25 protein-coding genes and 1 pseudogene are annotated in these 24,300 nt (G+C 45.5%); 16 read left to right on the forward strand and 10 right to left on the reverse strand.

Going from position 1 to position 24,300, the window contains the following annotated elements:
- Nucleotides 1–20: 20 nt before the first annotated feature.
- Nucleotides 21–995: an ABC transporter substrate-binding protein gene (locus BMW94_RS02975; RefSeq protein ID WP_090994344.1), complete on the reverse strand. Its 975-nt coding sequence runs from the start codon at nucleotides 993–995 to the stop codon at nucleotides 21–23.
- Nucleotides 996–1,160: 165 nt separating this feature from the next.
- Here BMW94_RS02975 and BMW94_RS02980 point away from each other — a divergent pair, with 165 nt between their 5' ends.
- Nucleotides 1,161–2,816 carry a helix-turn-helix domain-containing protein gene (locus BMW94_RS02980; RefSeq protein ID WP_090994345.1) on the forward strand — a complete coding sequence of 552 codons (1,656 nt, stop codon included), beginning with the start codon at nucleotides 1,161–1,163 and terminating at the stop codon, nucleotides 2,814–2,816.
- Between the two features lie 16 nt (nucleotides 2,817–2,832).
- Here BMW94_RS02980 and BMW94_RS30795 read toward each other — a convergent pair.
- Nucleotides 2,833–3,303: pseudogene (locus BMW94_RS30795) on the reverse strand (MFS transporter); the annotation flags it as partial.
- Nucleotides 3,304–3,573: 270 nt separating this feature from the next.
- On the opposite strand from BMW94_RS30795, the gene BMW94_RS02990 reads away from it, so the two are divergent.
- A complete protein-coding gene (locus BMW94_RS02990) occupies nucleotides 3,574–4,536 on the forward strand; it encodes an endo-1,4-beta-xylanase (RefSeq protein WP_090994347.1) in 963 nt (320 codons plus the stop codon).
- A gap of 153 nt (nucleotides 4,537–4,689) precedes the next feature.
- On the opposite strand, the gene BMW94_RS02995 is transcribed toward BMW94_RS02990, so the two are convergent.
- Nucleotides 4,690–6,210: a leucine-rich repeat domain-containing protein gene (locus tag BMW94_RS02995; protein ID WP_090994350.1), complete on the reverse strand. Its 1,521-nt coding sequence runs from the start codon at nucleotides 6,208–6,210 to the stop codon at nucleotides 4,690–4,692.
- Between the two features lie 365 nt (nucleotides 6,211–6,575).
- Between BMW94_RS02995 and BMW94_RS03000 the strand changes: the two genes are divergently transcribed.
- The 7 genes from BMW94_RS03000 (at nucleotide 6,576) to BMW94_RS03030 (ending at nucleotide 12,680) form a co-directional block, all read left to right on the forward strand.
- Nucleotides 6,576–7,466 (forward strand): diacylglycerol/lipid kinase family protein, encoded by an 891-nt coding sequence (locus tag BMW94_RS03000; RefSeq protein WP_090994352.1) that lies wholly within the window; start codon nucleotides 6,576–6,578, stop codon nucleotides 7,464–7,466.
- 175 nt (nucleotides 7,467–7,641) lie between these two features.
- Nucleotides 7,642–8,559, forward strand: a complete 918-nt coding sequence (locus BMW94_RS03005) for an aldo/keto reductase (RefSeq protein ID WP_063565845.1) — start codon at nucleotides 7,642–7,644, stop codon at nucleotides 8,557–8,559.
- Nucleotides 8,560–8,833: 274 nt separating this feature from the next.
- The gene (locus BMW94_RS03010; protein WP_090994354.1) at nucleotides 8,834–10,216 is read left to right on the forward strand and encodes a transcriptional regulator; all 1,383 of its coding nucleotides are present in this window, start codon (nucleotides 8,834–8,836) and stop codon (nucleotides 10,214–10,216) included.
- Nucleotides 10,217–10,457: 241 nt separating this feature from the next.
- The gene (locus BMW94_RS03015; RefSeq protein WP_090994357.1) at nucleotides 10,458–10,628 is read left to right on the forward strand and encodes an aspartyl-phosphate phosphatase Spo0E family protein; all 171 of its coding nucleotides are present in this window, start codon (nucleotides 10,458–10,460) and stop codon (nucleotides 10,626–10,628) included.
- A gap of 98 nt (nucleotides 10,629–10,726) precedes the next feature.
- The gene (locus BMW94_RS03020) at nucleotides 10,727–11,107 is read left to right on the forward strand and encodes a GntR family transcriptional regulator (RefSeq protein WP_064642001.1); all 381 of its coding nucleotides are present in this window, start codon (nucleotides 10,727–10,729) and stop codon (nucleotides 11,105–11,107) included.
- Nucleotides 11,104–11,985 carry an ATP-binding cassette domain-containing protein gene (locus BMW94_RS03025; RefSeq protein ID WP_090994359.1) on the forward strand — a complete coding sequence of 294 codons (882 nt, stop codon included), beginning with the start codon at nucleotides 11,104–11,106 and terminating at the stop codon, nucleotides 11,983–11,985. Before BMW94_RS03020 ends, BMW94_RS03025 begins: the two co-directional genes overlap by 4 nt.
- Nucleotides 11,982–12,680 carry a hypothetical protein gene (locus BMW94_RS03030; RefSeq protein WP_090994361.1) on the forward strand — a complete coding sequence of 233 codons (699 nt, stop codon included), beginning with the start codon at nucleotides 11,982–11,984 and terminating at the stop codon, nucleotides 12,678–12,680. The genes BMW94_RS03025 and BMW94_RS03030 overlap by 4 nt, the downstream gene beginning before the upstream one ends.
- Before the next feature lie 55 nt (nucleotides 12,681–12,735).
- On the opposite strand, the gene BMW94_RS03035 is transcribed toward BMW94_RS03030, so the two are convergent.
- The 4 genes from BMW94_RS03035 to BMW94_RS03050 all read right to left on the reverse strand — a co-directional run bounded on the left by BMW94_RS03035 (nucleotide 12,736) and on the right by BMW94_RS03050 (nucleotide 16,327).
- The gene (locus BMW94_RS03035) at nucleotides 12,736–13,257 is read right to left on the reverse strand and encodes a hypothetical protein (RefSeq protein ID WP_090994363.1); all 522 of its coding nucleotides are present in this window, start codon (nucleotides 13,255–13,257) and stop codon (nucleotides 12,736–12,738) included.
- A gap of 195 nt (nucleotides 13,258–13,452) precedes the next feature.
- Nucleotides 13,453–14,226: an isocitrate lyase/PEP mutase family protein gene (locus BMW94_RS03040; protein ID WP_090994366.1), complete on the reverse strand. Its 774-nt coding sequence runs from the start codon at nucleotides 14,224–14,226 to the stop codon at nucleotides 13,453–13,455.
- 82 nt (nucleotides 14,227–14,308) lie between these two features.
- A complete protein-coding gene (locus BMW94_RS03045; protein ID WP_090994368.1) occupies nucleotides 14,309–15,358 on the reverse strand; it encodes a bifunctional transcriptional activator/DNA repair enzyme AdaA in 1,050 nt (349 codons plus the stop codon).
- A gap of 93 nt (nucleotides 15,359–15,451) precedes the next feature.
- On the reverse strand, nucleotides 15,452–16,327 hold the full coding sequence (locus BMW94_RS03050; RefSeq protein ID WP_090994370.1) for a DMT family transporter: 876 nt from the start codon (nucleotides 16,325–16,327) through the stop codon (nucleotides 15,452–15,454).
- A 238-nt stretch (nucleotides 16,328–16,565) separates the two neighbouring features.
- Between BMW94_RS03050 and BMW94_RS03055 the strand changes: the two genes are divergently transcribed.
- The 3 genes from BMW94_RS03055 (at nucleotide 16,566) to BMW94_RS03065 (ending at nucleotide 18,470) form a co-directional block, all read left to right on the forward strand.
- On the forward strand, nucleotides 16,566–17,147 hold the full coding sequence (locus tag BMW94_RS03055; protein WP_090994372.1) for a hypothetical protein: 582 nt from the start codon (nucleotides 16,566–16,568) through the stop codon (nucleotides 17,145–17,147).
- 248 nt (nucleotides 17,148–17,395) lie between these two features.
- Nucleotides 17,396–18,091 carry a helix-turn-helix domain-containing protein gene (locus BMW94_RS03060; RefSeq protein ID WP_139209287.1) on the forward strand — a complete coding sequence of 232 codons (696 nt, stop codon included), beginning with the start codon at nucleotides 17,396–17,398 and terminating at the stop codon, nucleotides 18,089–18,091.
- Nucleotides 18,066–18,470 (forward strand): toxin-antitoxin system TumE family protein, encoded by a 405-nt coding sequence (locus tag BMW94_RS03065; RefSeq protein WP_090994375.1) that lies wholly within the window; start codon nucleotides 18,066–18,068, stop codon nucleotides 18,468–18,470. The genes BMW94_RS03060 and BMW94_RS03065 overlap by 26 nt, the downstream gene beginning before the upstream one ends.
- A gap of 245 nt (nucleotides 18,471–18,715) precedes the next feature.
- On the opposite strand, the gene BMW94_RS03070 is transcribed toward BMW94_RS03065, so the two are convergent.
- On the reverse strand, nucleotides 18,716–19,633 hold the full coding sequence (locus BMW94_RS03070; RefSeq protein WP_090994377.1) for a phosphatidate cytidylyltransferase: 918 nt from the start codon (nucleotides 19,631–19,633) through the stop codon (nucleotides 18,716–18,718).
- Nucleotides 19,634–19,729: 96 nt separating this feature from the next.
- Between BMW94_RS03070 and BMW94_RS03075 the strand changes: the two genes are divergently transcribed.
- Nucleotides 19,730–20,284, forward strand: a complete 555-nt coding sequence (locus tag BMW94_RS03075; RefSeq protein WP_090994379.1) for a hypothetical protein — start codon at nucleotides 19,730–19,732, stop codon at nucleotides 20,282–20,284.
- Nucleotides 20,285–20,409: 125 nt separating this feature from the next.
- Here BMW94_RS03075 and BMW94_RS03080 read toward each other — a convergent pair whose 3' ends face one another.
- Nucleotides 20,410–20,871, reverse strand: coding sequence for a VOC family protein (locus tag BMW94_RS03080; RefSeq protein ID WP_090994381.1), 462 nt, complete (start codon nucleotides 20,869–20,871; stop codon nucleotides 20,410–20,412).
- Between the two features lie 161 nt (nucleotides 20,872–21,032).
- Between BMW94_RS03080 and BMW94_RS03085 the strand changes: the two genes are divergently transcribed.
- Together BMW94_RS03085 and BMW94_RS03090 are read left to right on the forward strand one after the other, a co-directional pair.
- Nucleotides 21,033–21,467: an Lrp/AsnC family transcriptional regulator gene (locus BMW94_RS03085; RefSeq protein WP_090994383.1), complete on the forward strand. Its 435-nt coding sequence runs from the start codon at nucleotides 21,033–21,035 to the stop codon at nucleotides 21,465–21,467.
- A gap of 179 nt (nucleotides 21,468–21,646) precedes the next feature.
- Nucleotides 21,647–22,795, forward strand: a complete 1,149-nt coding sequence (locus BMW94_RS03090; protein ID WP_090994385.1) for a glycerate kinase — start codon at nucleotides 21,647–21,649, stop codon at nucleotides 22,793–22,795.
- A 91-nt stretch (nucleotides 22,796–22,886) separates the two neighbouring features.
- On the opposite strand, the gene BMW94_RS03095 is transcribed toward BMW94_RS03090, so the two are convergent.
- Nucleotides 22,887–23,279, reverse strand: a complete 393-nt coding sequence (locus tag BMW94_RS03095; protein ID WP_090994387.1) for a winged helix-turn-helix transcriptional regulator — start codon at nucleotides 23,277–23,279, stop codon at nucleotides 22,887–22,889.
- Nucleotides 23,280–23,516: 237 nt separating this feature from the next.
- On the opposite strand from BMW94_RS03095, the gene BMW94_RS03100 reads away from it, so the two are divergent.
- Nucleotides 23,517–24,260 (forward strand): SDR family oxidoreductase, encoded by a 744-nt coding sequence (locus tag BMW94_RS03100; protein ID WP_090994389.1) that lies wholly within the window; start codon nucleotides 23,517–23,519, stop codon nucleotides 24,258–24,260.
- The last annotated feature ends 40 nt before the right edge of the window (nucleotides 24,261–24,300 follow it).

Raw genomic sequence — 24,300 nt, forward strand, 5'->3', positions numbered from 1 at the left:
ATTCGTTGGGCAGAAACCCTTTATTTTTTGAGCATCACAGGAAGTTGTTTGATCAGTTCTTCCCTCGCCAGCGGATCTGTTGATATACCTAGCCCACCATTCACGAAATATACTTTACCGGCTTTGATAGCGGGCAGTTGGCTCCATACGGGACCCTTGGTCATGTTCTCAACTTCTTTCAATTCTTCGTCACTGTAATACACAATGAAAATGCGGTCTCCGGCAATTTCGGGCAGCTGTTCGGTGGAAATATCGGCATAGCCATAGTCATCCGGGTTATCAATCATTTTCTGAATCGCTGTGGTTGGCTTGAATCCATCCTTGTTATAGACAAAACCGGTCAGGTAACTGGTCGTGTACACACTCAATCTTTTCTGGCCAATCATGTATTGAAATACGGATGCCGTCTCGTCCTTCTGAATGGTGCCATCCTGCTGCAATGCGGTCCACATCTTCACAATCTCAGCTTCATGACGTGCAAGGAATTCTTCAGGTAGTTGCTTGTTGCCGAGCCATTCGCCCAGCCGCTTGATCCGATCAGGCATAGGGTCCCATTCATTGGTCAGGATAACCGGAGCGATCTTGGAGAGCGTCTCATTCTGCTTTTGGTCGGGAGTTGATGTAATAATCAGATCGGGCTGAAGTTCCACAATCTTCTCCGGACTTGGCGGCCAGCCGATATCTGCAACATCTTTCAGTTCGTCTTTATACGTCGCGTATTGCAGACCTTGCTGTACCACACCTACAGGCTTGATACCAAAAATCAACAGATCCCCAACGGTGTTGTCCGTGTATACGATACGTTTGGGCGCTATGGGAATCTCCACCTGGTTACCATAGGCATCGGTCGCCATTTGGGTTCCTTTTTCCTCAGTTTGGCTGGTGGTCTGTTCTGTATTGCTTGTTGTATCGGCTGTTTTACCGCAAGCTGTTGCAACCAATACAATCAAACATAAGGTGAGCAACGTGATGAATCTCGACATTTTGTGTATCATGAATATCCCCCTGTATGGTTAAACATTTACTGATAATCATTATCAATAAACCAAGTGTAAAGCCGTTCAAGGATGCATTCAATGGAATATTAGGACGTTTTTTTTGCATTAATAGGCTGGTTGTGGGCAAGTTTCGGCCATTGATAACCAAGGAAGAGTTGGGTTATGATGACTCTAATTGATAATGGTTATCAGAAAAAAGGAGAGCTAGCTGTGGATCTGACTCATCTCAAAACCCGGTACGTTGTTCCCCACATTTATTACGAACTTCACGGGTTGGCTCTACAACATCTATCGCTTAATGATGGTATTCCACGACAAACGCTAACCACCGACCTCATGATTGTGGTCGAGGAGGGGGAAGGTCTGCTCATTTGCGATGGTAAGATAAATGAACTGCAATATGGGGTGCCCCTGGTCATCAATGCGGGACACACTGTAGAGATTCGGATGAATGAAGAGGCGTTGTTATCCGTTTGGTTAATCGCATTTACATTGCATGATCCTGAGCGCCAAATGTCCCCTTCCCTTATAGAGACCCGCGAAACGGATACGGCCGGATTTCGATCTATAGTGAAGCGAATCCGGGCCATTGAAAACCATCGTATGGCGCAGGATCGCAAACAACGAGCCGGCATTCACACCCAGTTTCAGAGATTGATGAGCATGGTACTGAAAGATACCCATGAGCACGAAGGAGAAGTCTCCAGTGAGCATACGAGAGCGAACATATCGGAGATCATTACGCAGTTAAAAGGCCGCTATAACGAGGAAATTACCGTGGATGAGCTGGCAGATCAGGCCAGGATTAGCAAGCGAAGGTTTACCCATTGGTTCAGGCAGCTGACAGGAACGAATCTGTCGGATTATATGACAACTCTGCGGATGGAACATGCCAAACAACTGTTATTACGCGGGGAGCGTATGAAGGATGTGGCCGCTCTGGTAGGATATCGGGATGAATACTATTTCAATCGGCGATTTAAACAGGTGGAAGGAATCTCCCCGGGCCAGTTCATTCTTAACCATCGGCAAAGTTCGTCTAACATCTGTGTGATGAGTTGCCTCGGTCATCTTCTTGCCCTTGGGATCCGCCCAGCAGCGGTAGCCAAAAACCTTGCTAATGAGCATTACCTAAGCAAGTTGAGTGCGAGTTTCCATAAGGTCAACAGCGTACCGCTGGACCCGCAGGAAATTTCCTATTTGCAGCCAGAGATGATTCTGGTTGGAAATCAGGAGGAGTACGATACGTTGTCTCCAATAGCGCCGACATATATTTTTTCACAGAACGACCACAAGCCATTCGTATTGTTACAGAAACTTGGTGAGGTCTTTGGTAAGGGGCCTGAAGCGGAGAAGGTAATGAAGCAATATGAGCGCAAGGCACAGCGCCTGAGATCGCGGTTGAAAGGTATGATTCAGAGTACGGATACGTTCTCTGTGATGGAAATACGCGACGACTCAATCTATGTGTTCGGGAATTACTGGTGCAGGGGAGCCTACAATCTGTATGATGGCCTTGGACTCCAGGCACCTGAACGCATACAGAAGGAATTAATTGACCGTCAGGCTTATCTCATGATCTCAGAGGAGCAAGTTGCATCCTATGTAGGAGACCACTTGTTCCTGACGGTACTGGATTCGGAGCGGTATCAACATATGTCCAGCAGCATCTGGTGGCAGGAAATGCCTGCAGTGAGGCAAAACCAGGTGTATATGACGGAGTATACGGAATTCGCAGTTACCGATCCCATATCTATGCCTTACCAACTGGATGCCCAGATGAAGTTAATACTTGAACGTAAAATGCTCCATTCCTGATCAGATCACTTAACTCTTATACCGTCTCAATTGAATTACCGCTACGAGAGGTGAAAAATTTTATTTTGACAACGATGGATACCAAAGCAAGCAAACCAAAGATGATTCCGCTCCAGATGACCTGATGGATGCCGAGTTGGGCAATGAACCAGCCGCCAATGGAGGTACCGAGGGTAATCCCCAGATTAGAGAAAGAGACAAAGAGGCTGTTTCCGAATTCCGGCGCTTCCTGAGACTCCGTCGTAAGCTAAGTTTGGCTGATAATCAGACCGCCAGAGTGAATCGCACCCCAGACGAAAACCATGATAATCATTGGAATGAAATAGGAGCCTGCATAGAAAACGAGTAAATAAGCCGCCAGGTATAGCACCGGGAAGAGGAGAACGGTTCTAAGCGCAGGTTTACGCAATATGCAGATCTGTTTGCCATAAGACATCTTCTCTTGCACAGGCATCGAGGGCAGCCGAATCCATATACCGTAGATAAAATGCTTTGAAAATGAACATCGTTGAACCCTTCCTTTGGATTTGTCTGTAAGGCTTGGTGCATTGGATTGCAGTGCATCTATATTTATAGATTTGTAAATATAAAAGGTGAAAGATACTCTTGGTTAAGTCAAATAGGTTAAAGCTCGAAATCTATACTTTTCAAAGAAGGTACTATACTTTTTACATGGTTAAAACCATATTTATCCAGTAAAATGATTTGTGTAATCGCTTACAATTCTAGCGTATTTTAACTTTAAAGGAGGAAGATCATGTTCAAGTCCAAATGGTTTAAGACTGTCGGTTCTCTGGCGTTGGTAGGTGTACTCGCCGCCTCGGTCGCAGTCGGCAGTGTGAGTGCAGGTTTGGCGAAAGGCAGTAAATTTTTGGGTAATATTATAGCAAGCAGTGTTCCCTCGAATTTTAGTCCATATTGGAATCAGGTGACCCCGGAGAACTCAACCAAGTGGGATGCCGTTGAAGGCACGCGTAACGTAATGAACTGGTCTCAGGCAGACATGGCGTACAACTATGCAGTTAACAATAGTTTTCCATTTAAATTTCATACCCTTGTGTGGGGAAATCAGCAGCCTGGATGGATTAACAGTCTATCCGCTGCAGATCAGAAAGCTGAAGTGACACAGTGGATCCAGGCGGCAGGCCAGCGTTATCCAAAAGCAGCTTTTGTCGATGTGGTCAATGAACCGCTGCATGCCAAGCCTTCCTATCGCAACGCCATTGGTGGGGATGGAGCGACAGGATGGGATTGGGTAATCTGGTCTTTCCAACAGGCTAGACAAGCCTTTCCAAACGCCAAATTGTTAATCAATGAATACGGCATTATCGGTGATCCCAATGCAGCGGATCAATATATACAGATCATTAATATCCTGAAGAGCAGAGGTCTGGTCGACGGTATTGGTATTCAGGCCCATTACTTTAATATGGATACGGTTTCGGTGAGCACCATGAACACCGTCCTGAACAAGCTGGCAGCAACGGGCCTGCCTATCTATGTGTCCGAGCTGGACATGACAGGCGATGACAATACCCAATTACAACGTTATCAACAGAAATTCCCTGTACTATGGCAGCATTCCGCTGTTAAAGGTGTAACCCTGTGGGGCTACAACCAGAATCAAACCTGGGTATCTGGTTCTCACTTGGTGAACAGCAACGGTACAGAGCGTCCAGCGCTCCAATGGTTGAGAAATTATCTCGCCAATAATCCTTAAGCGAGGCTAGCGTATTCATGCTTTTAACGTAGTTTTGCATAAGAAAATAGCGCCTGTCCCCCACATCAAGTAGGGAACATGGCGCTATTTTTTTGGTTTGAATCGAATTCGGAATGGAGATAAGTGCCTGATGCTTGATTATGCTTTGCTTAATTAAGGTTGTACACTCTCAGCCTGTGCTTTGTTTTCGAAGATCAGAATCGTTTTGCTGCTTCCGATATACGCGACCGTCGTATTGAATTGCTCCGAAATAAAACGTACCGGTACAAACGCCTTTCCATTCTTCATCAAGAGGGGTGCATCGTTTATCGCAAGTGTATCGTCTACGATTACCTGTTTGTTGCCCACCGTCCACCGAACCACTGTACCATTCTGTGCAATCTGCACCTCCTGTGTATCCGGATTCCAGTTCACGCTGGCATTCAATTGCTCGGAGACAAAACGGAGCGGTACATAGGTCCGTCCTTCATCGATAAAAGGTGCAGCCTCCAGTGCGTAAGCACGATCCCCGACATAGGCTGTGGTAGAGCCTTCAACCAGCCGCTGGAAGTAGCCCTGTGGAGTACGTTTCTGCTCCCGCACATTCATCTGGTTTAGCAGGCGCATCGTATCACTGCCGCTCGCAACATCCAGATAATTATTTTGCACCGTAAGTCCGGCAGGTTCCGGTTCGGAGACCGAGGTTTGCGTACCGGAGGATAAGGAAGTGGAAGCTGAGATATCCGTTATCGTATTCGTATTTGCAGAGCTGTTTCTTGTAAAAGTAAAACCGGCAATCGGTGTCAGATCCCACACCCGGTTATTGGACAGTTTCAGTACTTCCAGCTTGGACAGCTGGCGTAATGGCTCCAGATCATAGATCTGATTGGACTCCGCATTCAGTTCTTTCAACCCTACCAGGTCTTCCAAGGGTGCCAGATGCTGAACCTGATTCCCGGAGAAGTCTAGCGCCTGCAGACGTGTCATATGCTTCAAGGGCATCAGATCGGAGATCTCGTTGCCTGCCACATTCAGCTTCTGAAGTGTATTCGGCAGATCAGCCAGTACATCCAGTGTGTGAACGTGGTTGTTGGCCACATTGAGCTGTTTCAGTTTTCTTTTATCCGCCAGTGGTGTCAGGTCCGTTATCGCATTGTTCGAGATTTCGAGCCATTGAAGATCATCTGCATCAGCAAGTGCGGAGAGACTAGTAATCTGGTTACCGCTGGCGTGAAACGTATGTAATCGGGTGAAGCCACGTACAACTTCTATGGAAGAAATGGAATTGTTGCTGATATACAGCCGTCCCAGGTCTTTCAAATCAGCCAGTGCATCAATCGATGTAATGTAATTATTGCGAACGTCAACCTCGCGAAGCTGAGTCAGATGCGCCAGCGGTGTTAGGTCTTCAATCTCATTGCCATATAACCGGAGGTGAGTCAGATTCGTGGCGTATTCCAGACCGGACAGGCTTTGAATGCCTGCATTGCTTAAATCCACCACGTGCAACTGCTCCAGATCGGAGGAGGTTAGAGGGGAATCTACCGGTTTGTTCAGGATCAGCTTCAGTCCGTTCTCCAGTGCAGGATCTTTGATAATTCCTTCGCCCAAGTCTGCCGTAGTATAGGCCATCGCTTGCCCAGCCGCCCCAAGACTCAGGATGAAGACTAGAAATAGTAGAATCATTCTTCTCATTGCATGAATTCCCTCCGATTCCGATTTTAAAATACTCCGAACAGATTGATTTTTTTCGATGATATATAAGGTAAGTACAATATTTACACGATAACGGAGAGGTAAGTGTAAATGGACCAGTTTAACTTATGCAGGCACGAATAAAAACACATCTATAGTTATTAACCCATCATCAGGCAAAAGGAACAAGAAATTCATGACAGGTAGAACATCTACTTCTATTCTATATGATACAAACCCCATACTGCACTCTTCCAGCCATCTTTTTCAAAAAAAATTGTACAACTCCCCCAGATGCTATTCAACTCCATGGCAGAAAGGGTATAGATGAAGTAAGAATGCCATTTGGAGGAGAAGATGCAGGTATGCGCCAAGCCATGATCATTAGTAATCCATCGTCGGGTAAAGAAGAGGCTCAGCAATATGTGTCCCAGGTACAAGAAATTCTTGAATCACAGCAGTATGAAGTGGTGGTCAATGAGACGGCTGGTGAGGGCGATGCGACCAACTACTGTCTGAGTGCCTGCAAAGATGGCTGTGATCTCGTCATTTCTATTGGAGGGGATGGGACGCTGCATGAGACGATTAATGGCATGATGGATCAGGAGCATCGTCCCAGATTGGGCGTGGTGCCGCTGGGTACAGTGAATGATTTTGCGCGTGCGCTGAATATCTCGCTTGATCCGGAGGAAGCCATTCGGCAGTTGCATTCGGAGCAGATCCATAGGGTGGATCTCGGTAAAATCAACGATCGTCTGTTTGCCAATGTGGTGGCAGCCGGTTCATTGGCAGAGGCGTTGTTCTCGGTATCCTCGGAAGAGAAGTCGAGGCTGGGTTCATTTGCTTATTTGAAAGAAGGATTGAAAGACCTGATGAACACACCAGCCAAGCCACTAACTATTGAGTATGACGGGCAGTTCTGGGAAGGGGAGTCTCCACTTTTTCTCGCGGCACTGACCAATTCGGTTGGAGGTTTTGAGAAATTATCCCCGGAAGCAGCGGTGGATGATGGGTTAATTCATTGTTTTGTGATCCGTAGCATGAATGTCTTTAATACGGTAACACTCGGAACGTCCCTGTTGTTTGGCAATCTGAAGAACCATAAGGATGTTGATTATTTTACGGCAAAAGAAGTTCATGTCCGTTCTACAGAAGCCATTCGCACAAATGTGGATGGGGAGGAAGGGCCTTCTCTGCCCATTCAAATCAGTGTATTGTCCCGGCATATTGAAGTGATAGTCCCGGAAGAAGTATGAGCTAGGGAGTGTCGGAGGGAAAAAACCTCCATTATTCCATATAAGAGTTCTAATATTCCATTGAAACCGATTGCAGTTCTGTGTCACAATCATAGACGGAAGACAAGTATATACTAGTAGGCAGTGATCATGAAAATGAATGTACGATACTATTCGAATATGGAGGGAAATCATCTTGAGAACAATTAAACTTGGCAGCAGCGCACTCGAAATACCGGTTGTAGCCGTTGGCTGCATGCGAATTAATTCATTAAGCAGCAAAGAAGCTGAACATTTTGTTCATTCCGCCATGGAAGCAGGCGCGAACTTCTTCGATCATGCTGATATTTATGGAAACGGGGCTTGTGAGGAGATCTTTGCAGAGGCTGTGCAGATGAATCCCCAGGTTCGTGAAAATATGATTCTTCAGTCCAAATGCGGTATCCGCAAAGGCATGTTTGATTTCTCGAAAGAGCACATCTTGAATTCGGTGGATGGCATTCTGCAACGCCTGAAAACCGATTACCTGGATGTTTTGTTGCTGCATCGCCCGGACACCTTGGTTGAACCGGAAGAAGTGGCTGAAGCCTTTGACCAGTTGGAACGCGAAGGCAAAGTGCGTCACTTTGGGGTATCCAACCAGAATCCGAACCAGATCGAACTGTTGAAAAAATACGTGAAACAGCCACTGGTAGCTAACCAGTTGCAGTTGAGCATTACCAATACCACGATGATTGACAGTGGAATCAACGTAAATATGGAGAACGATGCCGCGGTTAACCGTGATGGCAGTATTCTTGATTATTGCCGCCTGCACGATATCACGATTCAACCATGGTCCCCGTTCCAATACGGATTCTTCGAAGGCGTATTCCTGGGTAGCGATAAGTTTCCAGAACTGAATGCGAAGATCGACGAGATTGCGGCAAAATATGAAGTGAGCAACACGACCATCGCAATTGCTTGGTTGTTGCGTCACCCGGCGCAAATGCAGCCCGTGACAGGGACGATGAACATCCAGCGTTTGCAGGATTGCATCAAAGCTGGCGATGTTCACCTTACACGCCAAGAGTGGTACGAAATTTATCGTGCTGCTGGCAATGTGCTGCCTTAAACCCAAATCAATACATAGCAGAATGATCTGCTGTATTGCATGTAAAACACGAGCGTATATAGCGCTCGTGTTTTTATTTTATCCTTTATTTGATGCTTATTCGTTCCGGGTATAAAATAAGGGTAGGGCCTTTATTTTAACAAAAGGATTTTTTTGTAATTAATACAAATTAGTTGAATTTATCTTATTGACCCTTGCTTAATTATTACATATAATTACTTTTGCATACCGTTAATCCTGTTTATGGTTTTTTATTTTGGAGGGTGGTGTTAGTTTGGAGCCGACAACCACGATACGCGATCATTTAGAGAGTTATCTGAAGCGTGAGCAGATGTCCATTAGTCTTTTTTCGGAAACGTCAGGAATTAACTCGGGTACGCTGAGCAATATTTTGAATAAGAATCGTCCGATTGCGATGCAGCAGCTGGATCGAATCACTGCAGCTATGAAACTTGAAGAAGGTTATTTCTATGAATTGTATATAGATGAGTGTTTCGTCCATGCTGCCCCTGACTGGCGAAGACTGGGACCATTCCTTCATCGATGTGCAGAATTGAATAAATTGAATTGTATTGAAGAGGTTATCCGGTTGATGATGGATAACCTATCTTATATTCCTCTGTTATTTGATCTGGCTGAGGAATTCTACCATGCTGGTAAATTCAAACCGGCCGTTCTACTATATGAAACGATAGCCGAAAGTGAGAAAATGCAACACTCCGAACGGCTTGCACTATGTCAGTATCGACTATTCAGATTGGGACTGACTAATGATCAGCAACGAAATCTGATCATCGCGGCTCAATTCGAATACTATGTGGATCGGCTGGATGAACGCTATCAGCTGGATGCGCTTAACGAACTGATTAATGCCTTTGGTGCCTTACACAGGTGGAATAAAGTACAGGAATTGTCCGAGAAGCTAAGGGTGAAAGCAACCATCCATTATGAGATGAATGGGAGAAGGAAACAGGAAGAAACCAAAAGGCCGATTGTGTTCTACATTCTGTATTCCTATTTGGCTTCAGGGAGTGCGTGTTATCAACTTAAAGACTATCAAGGCGCGCTTAAATATGTTTCTTTATATACCGATAACAGTTGGGTGAAGAACCCTGATCATGACGAAATGGTAGTTATGAATCAGTTTCAGGAATGGGCTGAGGGCAACCGTTATATATATCAATTAATGAGCGGACAATTTGATGTTTTGCCTGAATATTTGAATTACATCTCAACAAAAGAAAATGAAATTTTCCCGGCGCTTTGTGATATTGTGACTGCTGCGAATCGCTATGATAAAAATATTGATGATGTGCTCGAACAGTATGAATCATACTTTACGTATCAGGAACAAAGTAACCGAATTGGAAAGGTCAGCAGACAGGTTACAGATGATCGATATTTACGTCTTTTAGCAGATCTGGGTGCGTATTATCTAAAGAAAGACGAGTATTTCACAGGAATACAATTTGTTCTGGATAGTTTGCGATTCTCTATTGAAATTAGCAGTGGACGAGGTATGCTTAGAGGTGTCGGACTGTTTGAGCAATATAGGGAGTTTGCAACTGAGACGGCGAAACAGCAATACAAATTGATCATTAGTGAGGTGCAGAAACTCAATGAGGAGAAAGTTGGCTTTGCTGATAGCTACATGTAGTATTATTATTTACATTGTAGCTCCTGCTACGGAACCTGTCTCAGGCAAGGAAGTTCCAGACCCCGCAATTATGAGAACTGCTGACCACGGATTCGGAACTTAAAAAATTGGTAAGGGACGCTTCTGAATATTCATTCAGAGGCGTCTTTTTTTGCGTGTGGTGGAAGAATAAGTATGTCGTACCCCTTGTGGCCTATCGATTGGCATAATAAACTAAAATATGACAAAAAGGAGGGATACTATGGATTGCCTGGAGTTAATGTCACAGATCGAAGAAGCCAGACAACAGCTTCACCGCTTGCAGTCGGAATACGGCAGTCTGCTTCATCCTGAAGTTATCCAGCAATCTGTAGTTCTGGACGGTCTTATTAATCAATACAATCGAGCCAAAATAAAAAAGTTGATTAATTAGTAGTTCGCCTATTTACATAATGGTTTCTGTGTACTATAGTTAGTTACATGAGTAACTAACCGACTAACTAATTAACGATGGATGAAAGTTGGAATCGCATGAAATCGAATTTGGATGAATCTCAGCCCATTTTTCATCAGATATCCATGATGATTATGGATGACATTGTAGACGGCAGATTGAAGGTGGAAGAACAGGTTCCTTCTACCAATGAGCTCTCTCGCTTTTACAATATTAATCCAGCCACGGCACGCAAAGGGCTTCAAACGCTCGTGGACAAAGGCATTATTTACAAACAGCGAGGTGTAGGAATGTTTGTTGCGAAGGGAGCCAGGGAAGCGTTGCTTGTTGAGCGAAAACAGCATTTCTACGAGGAATATATTAAGCCTTTACTTGAAGAGGCTAGACGGATTCACATGAATGAGGACATGATTATTGATTTGATCCGAGGCAAGAAGGATAAGGAGAGTGAGTTATGATTCAGATCGAGCAGATGAATTACAGCTATCAGAAGACAAAAACGCCAGTGCTGAACAATGTGACTTTGCATGAGAGTGAGCCGATCATCAGTGCATTGTGGGGCAGGAATGGTGCTGGCAAAACAACCCTTATGAGTCTGATCGCAGGGCATAATTGCCCTGATGCTGGGACCATCCAAGTGATGGGCCAGGACCCTTACAATAATTTGGCTGCACAGGAGAATCTGTGTTACATCCAGGAGAACCATCCCCTGGGCAGAAGTTGGACGATCAATGACATGGTTCGATTCGGTCAATACTTCCATCCTCAGTGGAATCAGGATCTTGCTGATCAACTAATCGACATATTCGAATTACCAGTGAAGAAGAAGATCACCAAATTCTCAAAAGGCATGAAGACCGCAGCTCAGATGATATTGGGCCTTGCCAGTAACGCAAGAGTAACGATTCTGGATGAGCCCACCAATGGACTTGATGCTGAGAAGCGTAAGTTCTTCTATAATGCTTTATTGGAAAGTTATGAAGATAACCCGCGTCTAATTCTAATATCAAGCCATCATATTGAGGAGATTCAGCCTTTGTGTGAGTCTCTTATCGTTCTGCAAGCTGGGGAAGTGTTGTTTAATCAGCCGATGGAAGAGATGCGTGAAAAAGGAGTTCTTCTAACAGGGAGAATAGAAGATATCAATCGAGTCACCGCAGACGTGAAGGTCATAGAATCTTCCCAGATGGGATCGACCTTGAAAGTGATGATTGATGAGCCATACTCGAAAACGTGGAAAGACATCGCTCATACGCAGGGGCTTTCCATTGAGAAGGCAACATTACAGGATTATTTGGTCAACAGGACGCGTAATCAGGAGGGGATTAAGCGATGAACTTGGTGAATGGTACGAATCGGCTGATTCTGGATGATATGCGCTGGTATTTAATGATTTTCTCGTCAATTACACTCATGCTTACAGTTGTCTATCTGGCCATTGGATTCATCTTTGATGTGACGTATACTACTCAACTATTTGGTCCAATGTACGGAGGAATCTGTGCTTTTGCGGTCGCGGGCATCATCACCTTGTTTCCAGTTGCCATAGGTATGGGTAGTACACGAATACAGTTTATGAAATCCTTTTATATCATTTCGATATGGATGGTCGTAGGAACCATTACGATACTGAATGTCATCTATTTCATTATGCATCTTCTCCATGAATATGGGACGCTTGGGGTAACCTTTTATCAACCAGGCATGCTGTACTCAAGCCAATATCAATTTTTCTCTTATCTGTGGATCGATCTAATGATTGGTTTTCTGGTACTGGGGTTATCCATCTTCTCAACTGTTTGTTGGATTAGATTGGGGATGCGCAATTTTTTCGTCCTGTTCTTTGGGGTTAGCTTAATCGTCACGCTGGTAATTGTTCTATCAGATCTGAGCACGTGGGTCCAGTGGTTTACGAATGTCAATTTTATCGCATTGTTCACCGCACTGGGAGTCATTGGAGGTGCTTTGCTTCTGAGCACGTACCCGATGATGAAGAATGCGCCGCTTACAATGAAAGGCAGAAAAGACTGATCAGATCAGAAAAACACGAGTGCGTGCATACACGCCTCGTGTTTTTTTGTATGAGTTAAGCTTGAGCTTGTGGTTTGAATCCTTCTTCTTTGAGATACTCGCCTGCTTCGCTACGAGATTCGAAAGCCATATCCAGATTAACACCGGAATACACATACCACATGTCATCTTCATATTTTAAAGTAAGTGTATGTCCATCTTCATCGATCCATGTTCCGCCAGCAGTAGAGGTTGTAGCCAATGTAGGAGCAGCTTTGGCTTGTTCTGGCTCTGGCTCTTCTGATTCTACTGCGTTGGGATTGGTTGACATCGCTTTGATTGTCTCATCTAACAGCGTGCGTAGATCTGCTTCGGAGTAATCACGAATATTGACGAATCCTTTATTATCGGTCTCATAGTTGGGCAGCAGCCCTGCATAGATATAACCGTTACCGTTAGGATGAATATGGAGAGCAACAATCTTTTTCTCGTAAGCACTTTCTTCGTAGTGGAAATTAACACGGCCGAGAGAAACATCTTTGCGTTGCAGTTGGGGATACGATTGTAGCACTTCAAGCTTTTGTTCAACGTTAAGCATATTTTCCTCCTGTTTATGTTGGGTAGTGGTGATTATAACATACATAGGTGAAAAGATAAGCATCAAAAAACAGGCGCATTATAGCACCTGTTTGAGGATTCACATCATAGATGATCGCTTTATAATAGAATCTTTATTGAATATCGTGAAAAAGTGCGCTTCCTTCTGGTGAAAAATGAGAACCGCGCCTTTCTGTTAATTTCCAGACAGAATACTTTGCCCCAGTTCTTTCAGGTATTCCATCGCTTGCAGATAAGGATAGGGCCCATAGCTTACGCGTGCCACACCCAGCCCGGCAAGTTGTTTCGGTGAAGGCTCATGGGATGTAACCATCACGTTGACCGGAAGTGACGAACGTTCACACAATTCCTGAATCAGTTGTTGATTCTGTAAGCCCGGAACGAACAGACCACTGGCGCCTGCTTCTGCATATGCCTTGGAGCGAATAAGTGCTTCTTCCAGGAGAGCGTGATTGTGTCGTTCAGGTGCATTTTGCAAAAAGATATCTGTGCGGGCGTTAATGAACAGCGGAATGCCTGCCTGCTCCGCAGCTTCCTGGGCAGCCGACAGTCTCAGACATTGCTCCTCCACAGAGTACAGTCCCGCGCCAGAGGGGAGCTGATCCTCAATATTAATGCCTACCGCACCGTGATGGATCACTTGGCTCACATTTCCCTTCACTTCTGACGCCAACCTGCCATACCCTCCCTCAATATCGATCGTTACGGGCAAATCCACGCTCGCTGTAATCCGGGCCAGATTGTCCAGTACCAGCTGGAATGGCATCGCTTCTCCATCTTGTTCACCTTGGGCAGCAGCTACAGACCAGCTTCCAGTAGCGATTGCTGTTGCTCCAGCAGATTGGATGGCGAGTGCACTCCCGGCATCCCATACATTGACCAGAACCAATGGATTGCCCTTCACATGGGATTGGTGGAACAACGCCGCCTTTTCTTGTAGGGTACTCATAAGATTTATCTCCTCCGTTACATCGCTGTAATCCTCTTCATACCACTTGCCGTTCTTTGCATATCTCTTTGGTTACTCAGCTTTAGCTGCCACCCTGCTGCTCGTGAGTTAAAAGCCAGTTTTTGCGTGTCAGGCCTCCTCCGTATCCACCCAGTTCACCACTAGCATTGATCACACGGTGACATGGAATAACAATGGCCAGCTGATTGGCTCCGTTGGCCTGTGCTACCGCTCGACATGCTGTAGGTTTACCCAGTGCATTCGCGATATCCTGATATGACCTCGTCTCTCCCGGCTGGATCGCAATCAGTTGCTCCCATACACTCTTCTGGAATGGTGTTCCTAACCAGAACAACGGGGTGTGGAATACAGTTAACGTGCCTTCAAAATACTGCGCAAGTTCCCGTTCAATGGAACGAATCGGTTCTGTTACTCCAGGTACAATGGCTGACTTCGTCCGTTTGCGCAACCGTTCCACCTCACGCTCCAGTCCTCTGCGATCCACGAATTCGAGCAGATATAGCGCCTTCTCATCGGCTACAGCCATCATGGGTCCAAGACGTGTGTCGATCCAGGACGCCTTCAAGACATTTTGTTCATCTACTTGTGTGGGCGCTGCGCCCATGATTCGCGAGAAGGCATCCCGGAACCCGCTGCCGGACTCGTAACCGGTGGACAGCTGGGCATCAATGACCGTTCGACCGGAGCGAATATTTTTCAGGGCCAGTCCCATGCGGCGGGCACGGGCATACTCCACAAAGGTCATGCCAAATCGCTTCTTGAACTGACGTCTGGCCGTCGATTCGTCGATGGATAATGCCTTGAAGTCCTGGCCTTTCCAGCGTTTCTCCGGATGGTTCTCCACGGCTTCCACCAATACGCGTACCACATCAGATACCTGATTGGGATGAGACAACGGGCGGCAGCGCTGGCAAGGACGATACGAAGCAAGTAAAGCCTGCTGAGCCGTCTCATAGAATTCGCAGTTTTCGAACTTTGGCTTTCGCGCGGGGCATGTAGGCCGGCAGAATACACCCGTCGTCTTGACGCCTACATAGAATAAACCTTCGTATTCCGAATCCTTAGCCACAAGAGCCTGATAGTATTGTTCTTTCAGTTCAGCAGAAATCATTGGGCGCACGTCCTTATATCAGTAGAGTTTATCCTTATTGATATTATAAAAAAACGATGCGCAGGGCATCGCCGAAAATCAGGCATGAATATTTTATTTTATCAATACGTCCTTATGATTTGCTCGTCCAGTCCAGTTTACCAGAAAGATCCCCAGGAATATGCATAGCCCGCCCACATAGACGTAATTCCGAATAACTTCGCCCAGAAGCAGCCAGCCGGATAAGACACCGAAGAATGGAGCAAGAAACAGAAACGCACTTGTCTTACCTGGGTCGCCCTTGCTTAACAGGTAATACCACGTAGCGAACTGCACAATCGAACCGAGGATCGCCAGATACAGAATCACCCCTATGGATGTGGTGTTCAGGATGAGTTTTGTTGATTCCATGGTAAAACTGAGCAATAACAGTGTTAATCCGCCGAATAACATCTGATATGCCGTTAGCACCCATGTGCTGAAGCGTGAGCCCCATTGTTTGACCAAGAGGGTAGCGATCGCCCAGGAAAAGGCAGAGCCCATACCTAGCAATGTACCTTCGGAAAATTGAAGATGGAATCCAAGCGTGATGAACACCCCTGTTATACCGATGAGCACCCCCAACCACTGGTATACCCGATACCTTAAACTAAGAAATACACTCCCAAGAAGAACCACCAATAGCGGATTGGTAAACGTGAGAATGGATGTCTGCCCGGAAGGAATGGTACGCATGCTCAGGAAAATGCAAGCCATCACGCCCGTCGTCTGGAACAGACCGATGACGAATAACCGGAGCCAGTCAGGCGCGGTCACAGGAAGATTTTTATTTCGCACCGACAGCGCCATGAGTCCTCCAGCCAGCGTAAATCGAATGCCGACCAGCAGAATGGGTGAGACATAAGCCAGTCCGATTTTCCCCACAGCAAAGGATGAACCCATAAGCGAGGTGGCGAGTATAACGAGCATCATAAAAGCAAAGCGATTCAACTTTTTTTCTCCCCTCATTTAGCGTAGTTTTCTGACTCTTTCAGGGTAACACGCCAACATTTCAGGGTTCATCGAAGTGTAATAACGAATTGAATTTAGTACTCATTTACATAATATGGAGCTTAATGTGAGACGATATGGTGTAGTAATTACTATAAAAGGTGCTGATTGGAAAGTTCTCTTTGGATGAATGCATCGTGCTTGTTACTTTAGATGAACATGGATGGAGGGAGTTCCGATGATGAAAAATAATAAAAATAAATCTATACTCTGGGTGTCTGCTCTATGTATTCTGCTGTTGACCAGTGCATGTGGGGCGAAAAACAACAACGAATCCGTACAGGAACACGCCTATCCACAATCAAAGCAGCCCATAGAGGAAGCGGGAAAGAGTTCCGTTCCCAATATGGAGGCGAAGAATAACAATAATCAGGCGAACGAAAGTGTGAATGAAGGCAAGCCTACGGCCCAATCGGAATCCTCCGCTGACGCGGCAGGACAGGTCATGATCGTCATTGACCAGACGGATAAGCCGTCCGAGGGCAATAGCTTTGATTTTGCGATAAAACAAATTCCTGAGGGCTACGCTTTATCCGAGATGCGTTGGACGTCCAACACGGTAACGATTGTGAACTCCTATAAGGAAGCGATTGAGCATGGGGCGAATGGAAAAGAAGGATTTTATATCAGTGGTGATGGACAATTCTCCGGATTTATTTATTCGGATGAGATGAAGGGTGAACGCGGCAAAGCGACGTTTGTGTTTACCAATGAAGAGGGGAAAGAAGTGACCTCGGAGAAGGAAATTGTGTTGAAGTAGTGGAGGTTTGAGTTCCCCCGATAAGGTAGACAATTAGATATTTTAGACAACAGCCTCAGTTTTATACTAGAACTGAGGCTGTTCTTTATTTTTTTAGGGGGAATACTCTAGAAACAGGTATAAAAATAGTTTTGTGAATTATACTATTCATAACTTTAATTTTATTTAAATAGATTTAAGTTTATGTAAGTTGGGTATTGAATTTGGAGTGTAAATGTTCTAGTATAGGAGTGTGAGGTGAGATGTTAATGTCTATTACATACAGTGAGAAAAGTCAATTTAATAAAAACTCCAATTATATCGCTCAGGAGTTGGCTTTCAAATTAGGTGATTTTGAAAACAGTGTATTATTGTTTAAAGTTCTTGCTCATGCTTTACGTGATAATGAAAGTATAGTGCAGGAATTCGACGAGGCTATTTTTGAGAATCATGAGGCCTTCCAAAAAAGGTTCGAACAACTGCTTCAACACGCATTAATTGTTGCAACTGATAGTGGTACTCCACCTGTATCTCAAGTAGAGGCGCTAAAAATAGCTGAAGAATATTCTCCTAGCCAATTAGCTAAATTCTTTGGCGTTAGTGTAATGACCATCCACAACTGGCTCAAGCAGAATCGATTTGTTGGATTCAAAAAAGCTGGCTCTAAAAAACATAATAAAATTCCTGATGACACTGAGTTTATTACAGCATCCGGAAAAAGAATTCTTATTCGTGATGTTGTCAGCATGTGGCAGGCCCAGGAAGCTGAAATTATGCAAAAGGAAGAAAGCGACTTAGATTATTACACTCGTCAAATTGCTTACTACGAAGATAAATACGGTGATGAATTTAAACGAACGCTCGGAACAAAAGAAAAACTGACACCAGAAGAAGAAACCGATGCTCAAGTTTGGCAGCACTTGCTTGGGAGGCAAAAGCTTGAGTTTAGAGATAAGAAAAAGTAATTTCCTTTTTATTGAGAGTAACTTTTCAGATATCATATCTGAGGTTCGTGATGGTGCAAATGGTATACGGAGCGATAGCAGGAGTATTAGAAAAACAATTGTGTTTCATGATTTTTCTAAATTGATTTGCATAGAAGAACTAGATAAGGGTAGGAATTTTATTGAGTTGTATTGGTACGATTGGTATGAAACCAACCAACAGCTTATTATGAAATTTCATGCTCATTATCACCCAGACGGGACACCCGCTTCAATCATACAATTTGACCCTTTTCACATCCATTCTAATGACGATAAAAGGCATCATAATGAAAGTTTTCGGGAATTAAACGACATTCTGGAATTCATTCGATTACGGCAGTTAAGCTTAAAACGTTAATTTTTCTGAACCAATCTATAAATTTAATTTTTAAAGGGCCCTGAACCTGTAACTGTGAGATTACCCTAAAACCTCCAAGAAAACCTTAATCCGTATTTAGATTACGGAGATAGACTTGGAGTTTTTTTTGCGTTTACAACTAGGATGGCTATTTTACGCGAAGTCAGGGCAAAAGGTTTTAACTTGATAATTAATTTCAAAATTTGAACTGTTTTCTTATGTAGGCTAGAGTGAGACCAGCTTGTCTACATGAAGTCGAAGAAATAGCGCACCACGTGGAACATGACCGGAGAGGTGTACGTCAGGCTGTCGACCCGGCTCAGGTAGCTTTTTTTCAACGCATCGAACTTATTGTCATCCCCAATTAACAGATCTCGCTTCAGAACAGAAACCGTCAGACTTCCGAAGAACCCTGCCAGAGCGATCAACACACCGATGAAAAGCGCGAAACGTGCATCAAACGGAGTCAGGTAAGGATGAATGAAATAAGAGGCGGCGGTGGTTACAACGAATGCACAGGCGAACCCTTCCCATGTCAAAAAAGGATTGGCCGTGGGCACCACTTTGCGTTTGCCCAGATAGAGCGAGGCCAGATAATGCACCACATCATTCAGCTGGGTTAACACGACCAGGAACAGGACCAGCTTTGAACCATATTCCGGTGTTGCGAACGGGAAGTAAGCCAGATGACTAAGTCCAAATACCATTAGCATCAATCCCCATTGCGTCGAGCTGACACTGCGCAGAAAACCAACCGTACCCTTATTAATCAGACGTGGCAGGGGCAGCACCAGGAAGACATATAGCGGAATAAACACGATAAACATCCCATACCATCCAATATAGATCCAGTAGAACTGTACCGGAATCGCCAGATACGCCCATAGAAACAGCCTGCGGTCTGCTTTGCGGGTGCTTCGGATCATGGAGAAGTACTCTTTCAGCGCGAAAAAGGTAAGTACCATAAGGGAGATCAGGGAGACAATCGGATTGAAGAGGGTGGCGAGACAGAAGATGACAAACATGCCCCACCAGGTTTTGATTTTGTTGCCAATGCCCGAATAATCCTTGTCCGGCTGAAGCTTCGTAATGATTTTGTACACGATATGTATGACCAATAAAGCAATAAAAATCAGTGTTAAGGTAAAGAGTGAGCTGCTCAAGTACAATCACCTGCTTATCCAGAAGTAAGATTCCAATATAGGGTACCTATGTTATTATGAAGGAATAGTGCCAACTTGATAAGGGGAAATTTCGTTATGACAGAACCACGCTCCATCTATATCCTGCTTACGAATACGGGAACGTTGTTTACCAAAGTCATTCAAAGTTACACCAGAGCGCCATACAATCATGCCTCCATCTCATTTGACCGGGAATTATCCGAGCTGTACAGCTTTGGTCGCAAGCATCCGAGCAATCCGCTGAACGGCGGGTTTGTGAAGGAAGATATTCAGACAGGTACATACAGTAAATATCCAAATACCACATGTGTCATTTATGAGCTTCAGGTGACGGAGCGTGAAGTGGAAAAAATGAAACGGGTGCTGCACATCTTCATCCGCAGCCGTCAGAAATATATGTACAATCTGCTTGGTGTGATTGGCATTACGCTGAAGGAGCCAGTAGAGTTCAGCAACTCCTACTTTTGCTCGCAATTTGTTGCCGAGATTCTGCAGCGCTCCGGCATCAAGCTGTGGAACAAGCTGCCTGCGCTGGTGACCCCGGATGACTTTCGCCAAAGTGAACAATTGCAGCTGGTGTATGAAGGGAAGTTACGGGAGTATAAGCCGGGTATTGAAGAGGGGGAATGAGGGCAAGGAGGGCAAGGAGTATGTCTTATGCTCATATGCTCGCTTTCCTATCGCTCAAAAAACATAGTATAAAACAGCCTGCCGCCACGGATATCCGGGCCACAGGCTGTTCGGTTTGCATAACGTTAGATCGACGGTGTAGAGGGACGGTCAAAATCAACCTCTTCGAGGAATTCGATCACTTCACCATTTGGACTATACACAACCGCATTTCGAACTTGAAGTGGAGGTTCACCAAGTGAGATCCAATCGGGTTGAACATAAGGTTTAGCACCATGAGCAAGCGCTCGCTCGTAGATCTTTTCCACATGGTCTACGTAAAAGGCGAAATGAAGCAATGCCCCATGTTTTACTGCTTCGGGAGACTCTGCTGGTTCACCTTCGGCCGCGATTACAGCTCCGGGGTCAAACAGTTCAATGCAGGTCCGTTGATCCGGTGAGATCAGCATGCACGCCTCGGTAATTTGGAAGGCGGGGAGACTCCAGGAGTGACCAACTTTAAATCCTAATACATTCGTATAGAATGAGAGGGTATCCTCATAATTACGTGCTTGAATGGCTACGTGAGCAAGTCCGTTTACACTCATGCTCATCACTCCTTCGTCAGATTGTATTCTAAAGTATAAAAGGAACGGCGCATTGGAACCATGCGATATCAAAGGATATAATGGAGTAAGAGTTGTAATTTATAAGCTCTTTTATCCAAAAAAACTTATTAAATTAGCCTGATGCTCAGGAGGGTCTACAAATGGGTTATGTTATAGATGAGATTGACCAGCAAATTATGCGACTTTTGCAGCACCATGCACGCATGCCAATTGTACAGATTAGCAAAGAGGTAAACATGTCCCAACCTTCGGTCAAGGAGAGAATTCTCAAACTGGAGGAAAACGGGATCATATCGGGATATTCAACCATCTATGATCTGGCCAAACTAAACCGTGGAACAACGACGTTTATTTTACTCAAAACAGAGCATTGTGAGGAATTTGTTCACTTCTGTGAACAGGCTGTTGAGGTCACGGATTTATATCGGATTAGCGGTGAGTACAACTATCTGATCAAGGTACAGACGGCAACCATTGAAGAGCTTGCTGAGTTCCAAGACTCGCTTGTGAAGCTTGGGCCATCCAAATCCCATATTAGTATGAAAAATATAATGGAACACCGTGTGCTGCTCTAAGTAGCAGCGAAGCACGTTAGTGTATGGGTGGCAGGATATTCGGTCCTGCCACTATTCATTGTGCATATGCACAATGAATTTCGTCTGTTCATCAATATTTATGTGGCTCACCAGCAACTATAATGAAAGCGTATTTAAAAAAGGTTTATCCTTTAATAACACGGATGGGGTGGGAGAAGATGAGAGAGACGACATTTGTACTGGCACCGGATTCATTTAAAGAGAGCATGACAGCGAAAGAAGTATGTGTGGCGATGGAAAAAGGATTGCGTAAAATCTACCCAGCCGCGAACTATATTCATGTACCGATGGCTGACGGAGGCGAAGGCACCGTGCAGTCGCTGGTGGATGCTTCTGGCGGCGTAATTCACCAGAGAGAGGTGAGCGGGCCACTGGGACAGCCTGTACTAGCGCAATATGGCATTATGGGCGATGGGTTAACGGCGGCGATTGAGATGGCATCGGCGAGCGGCATTCATTTGTTGACCAAGGAAAGTCGGAACCCGCTTCGCACGTCAACCTATGGCACGGGAGAGCTGATTCGGGCGTGTCTGGATCAGGGTATTCGCCAAATCATTATCGGAATTGGTGGCAGTGCGACCAACGATGGGGGTACAGGCATGGCCGAGGCGCTTGGCGCAACGTTTCTGGATGCACACGGGCAGCCACTTGCACGTGGAGGCGGCGCACTTGATCAATTGGAGCATATCGATGTGTCCGGCTTGGATGAGCGATTGCAGGATGTGGAGTTTATTGTCGCCTGTGACGTAACTAATCCGTTATGCGGAGAGCATGGTGCTTCACGGGTGTTTGGACCACAAAAGGGGGCTACAACGGAGATGGTGCAGGTGCTGGATGCGAATCTTTCCCATTATGCAGATGTGGTGAAGCAGCAGCTGTACAAGGATATGCGCGATGTGCCGGGTGCAGGCGCAGCAGGTGGTTTGGGCGCAGGGCTTTTGATTTTTACACAGGCTGTGTTGCGCAAAGGCATTGAAATTGTCATTGAATACACTGGATTTCGTGACAAGCTGGTACATGCAGATGTGGTGTTTACGGGCGAAGGCGGCATTGATTTTCAAACGAAATTTGGAAAGACCCCTTACGGTGTAGCGCGTGCTGCCAAGGAAGCGGGCAAGCCGGTTATCGCCATTGCAGGTTACGTTGGTGAAGGGATAGATACGTTGTACACTGAAGGAATTGACGCGGTGTTTGGTATTGTGCCGGGGGCGGCTGATCTGGAACAACTTCTGCGCCAAGGCCCGGAGAATGTGGAGCGTACAACCGAGAATATTGCGAGAGTGCTAAAATTGGGTCTGATTTCTTAACATTCTGTGGTTCGGTTATGAGGCGTAGCCTGTTCATAACAGATGGCAATACTGGCGTCCCGTCTGCTAACAGAGATGAAGGCATGAGTTTTTATTCAGCTTTCGCCTCGTTATGGGAGTCCCCGGCTAATTTCTCCGCATTAATCATATGTTTGGTTCCGTTCAAATACTCCAGATGAGCCTTGCCCCAGCCGCACATGCCATCCAACAGCGTACCAATCGTCTGCCCGTGTGCGGACAGGCTGTACTCGACCTTCGGTGGAACATCGCCATAGAGAGTGCGCACAATAATCTGATCCTGTTCCAGCTCGCGCAGCTGTTTCGTTAACGTGCCCTGTGCTACATCTGGAATCATGCGTCTTAGTTCACCAAATCGCTTCGTGCCTTCCTTCAATAAAATAAACAGGATGAGCGGTTTCCATTTACCATTAATGGCTTCCAACGTAACGAGTACACCTTGTAAGCGTGGCTCCTGTAAATCCATAGTATTCACCTCAATTTAAACAACTATATGTAACTTCATCATACCTGATTTCTTCGCGTTCTGCATGTTTTATCTATGTGAATTGGGCAGGAATAACTGTGTCATCTAGCTCCAATAGTACGAATTTTCGTACCTGGTACGATTCAATTGCGTACTGTTCAGGGCTAATCTTTTCGATAATAATGAACAAAATGCTAGAAAAACGAAAAATCCAGCTATACGAGAGGAAGATGCAGAATGAGTCCATTTACATTGGAGAATAAACGTGTCGTGATTATAGGAGGAAGCTCTGGGATTGGACTTGCAACGGCAATCCAGGCTGCTGAGGCTGGTGCACATGTAGTTATCGCGGGACGATCAGAGACCAGGCTAGAGGAAGCGAGGGAGCAGATTGCTCGTGTCACAGGCAAAGGCAAGACTGGCACGGTGTCCATCGAAGTGTACGTATTGGACAATCAGGATGAAAAGCAAATCGAACAATTTTTCAATCAGGTTGGTGCATTCGATCACCTGTTCACCCCTGGAGCTGCATACACCCGTGGTCCGTTAACTTCAGATCGGGAGACGGCCGAAAGCTGTTTCAAGGGCAAGTTCTGGCCTCAATATTTTGCTGCCAAATACGCAGCTTCGTATTTATCGGCGTCGGGTTCGATCACGTTAATGTCGGGCGGCTTCAGCCAACGCCCACTGGAGGGCGGGGCCTCTTACGCTGCGTGTAACGGAGCGATTGAAAGTCTGGGCAAAGCACTTGCAGTGGAGCTCGCGCCTGTTCGCGTGAATGTCGTGTCCCCCGGAACCATCTGGCGAGAGGGGCAGGAGGGTACACCTCGCGGTGAACATTTTAAAGACTATGAGGGGCTGTCTGTGCTCAAGCGTGTGGGCTACAATGGGGAGATTGCACATACGGTTACTTATCTTATGACAAATACATTTACAACAGGGAGCACATTGTTTGTGGATGGCGGATATACGATGATTTGATGCGTCTACTTGTTTGTTGTGGCAAGGAGCGGTGGATGAG

This window comes from Paenibacillus sp. OK003, assembly GCF_900109515.1.
In the GTDB taxonomy this organism is placed as follows: Bacteria; Bacillota; Bacilli; order Paenibacillales; family Paenibacillaceae; genus Paenibacillus; species Paenibacillus marchantiae.

Coding starts and splice junctions, on each gene's coding strand:
- BMW94_RS02975 (WP_090994344.1), bottom strand. CDS start 995: ATGATACACAAAATGTCGAGATTCATCACGTTGCTCACCTTATGTTTG.
- BMW94_RS02990 (WP_090994347.1), top strand. CDS start 3,574: ATGTTCAAGTCCAAATGGTTTAAGACTGTCGGTTCTCTGGCGTTGGTA.
- BMW94_RS02995 (WP_090994350.1), bottom strand. CDS start 6,210: ATGAGAAGAATGATTCTACTATTTCTAGTCTTCATCCTGAGTCTTGGG.
- BMW94_RS03055 (WP_090994372.1), top strand. CDS start 16,566: ATGATGAAAAATAATAAAAATAAATCTATACTCTGGGTGTCTGCTCTA.
- BMW94_RS03035 (WP_090994363.1), bottom strand. CDS start 13,257: ATGCTTAACGTTGAACAAAAGCTTGAAGTGCTACAATCGTATCCCCAA.
- BMW94_RS03045 (WP_090994368.1), bottom strand. CDS start 15,358: ATGATTTCTGCTGAACTGAAAGAACAATACTATCAGGCTCTTGTGGCT.
- BMW94_RS03090 (WP_090994385.1), top strand. CDS start 21,647: ATGAGAGAGACGACATTTGTACTGGCACCGGATTCATTTAAAGAGAGC.
- BMW94_RS02980 (WP_090994345.1), top strand. CDS start 1,161: ATGATGACTCTAATTGATAATGGTTATCAGAAAAAAGGAGAGCTAGCT.
- BMW94_RS03080 (WP_090994381.1), bottom strand. CDS start 20,871: ATGAGTGTAAACGGACTTGCTCACGTAGCCATTCAAGCACGTAATTAT.
- BMW94_RS03095 (WP_090994387.1), bottom strand. CDS start 23,279: ATGGATTTACAGGAGCCACGCTTACAAGGTGTACTCGTTACGTTGGAA.
- BMW94_RS03075 (WP_090994379.1), top strand. CDS start 19,730: ATGACAGAACCACGCTCCATCTATATCCTGCTTACGAATACGGGAACG.
- BMW94_RS03040 (WP_090994366.1), bottom strand. CDS start 14,226: ATGAGTACCCTACAAGAAAAGGCGGCGTTGTTCCACCAATCCCATGTG.
- BMW94_RS03000 (WP_090994352.1), top strand. CDS start 6,576: ATGCGCCAAGCCATGATCATTAGTAATCCATCGTCGGGTAAAGAAGAG.
- BMW94_RS03020 (WP_064642001.1), top strand. CDS start 10,727: ATGAAATCGAATTTGGATGAATCTCAGCCCATTTTTCATCAGATATCC.
- BMW94_RS03060 (WP_139209287.1), top strand. CDS start 17,396: ATGTCTATTACATACAGTGAGAAAAGTCAATTTAATAAAAACTCCAAT.
- BMW94_RS03030 (WP_090994361.1), top strand. CDS start 11,982: ATGAACTTGGTGAATGGTACGAATCGGCTGATTCTGGATGATATGCGC.
- BMW94_RS03085 (WP_090994383.1), top strand. CDS start 21,033: ATGGGTTATGTTATAGATGAGATTGACCAGCAAATTATGCGACTTTTG.
- BMW94_RS03100 (WP_090994389.1), top strand. CDS start 23,517: ATGAGTCCATTTACATTGGAGAATAAACGTGTCGTGATTATAGGAGGA.
- BMW94_RS03015 (WP_090994357.1), top strand. CDS start 10,458: ATGGATTGCCTGGAGTTAATGTCACAGATCGAAGAAGCCAGACAACAG.
- BMW94_RS03025 (WP_090994359.1), top strand. CDS start 11,104: ATGATTCAGATCGAGCAGATGAATTACAGCTATCAGAAGACAAAAACG.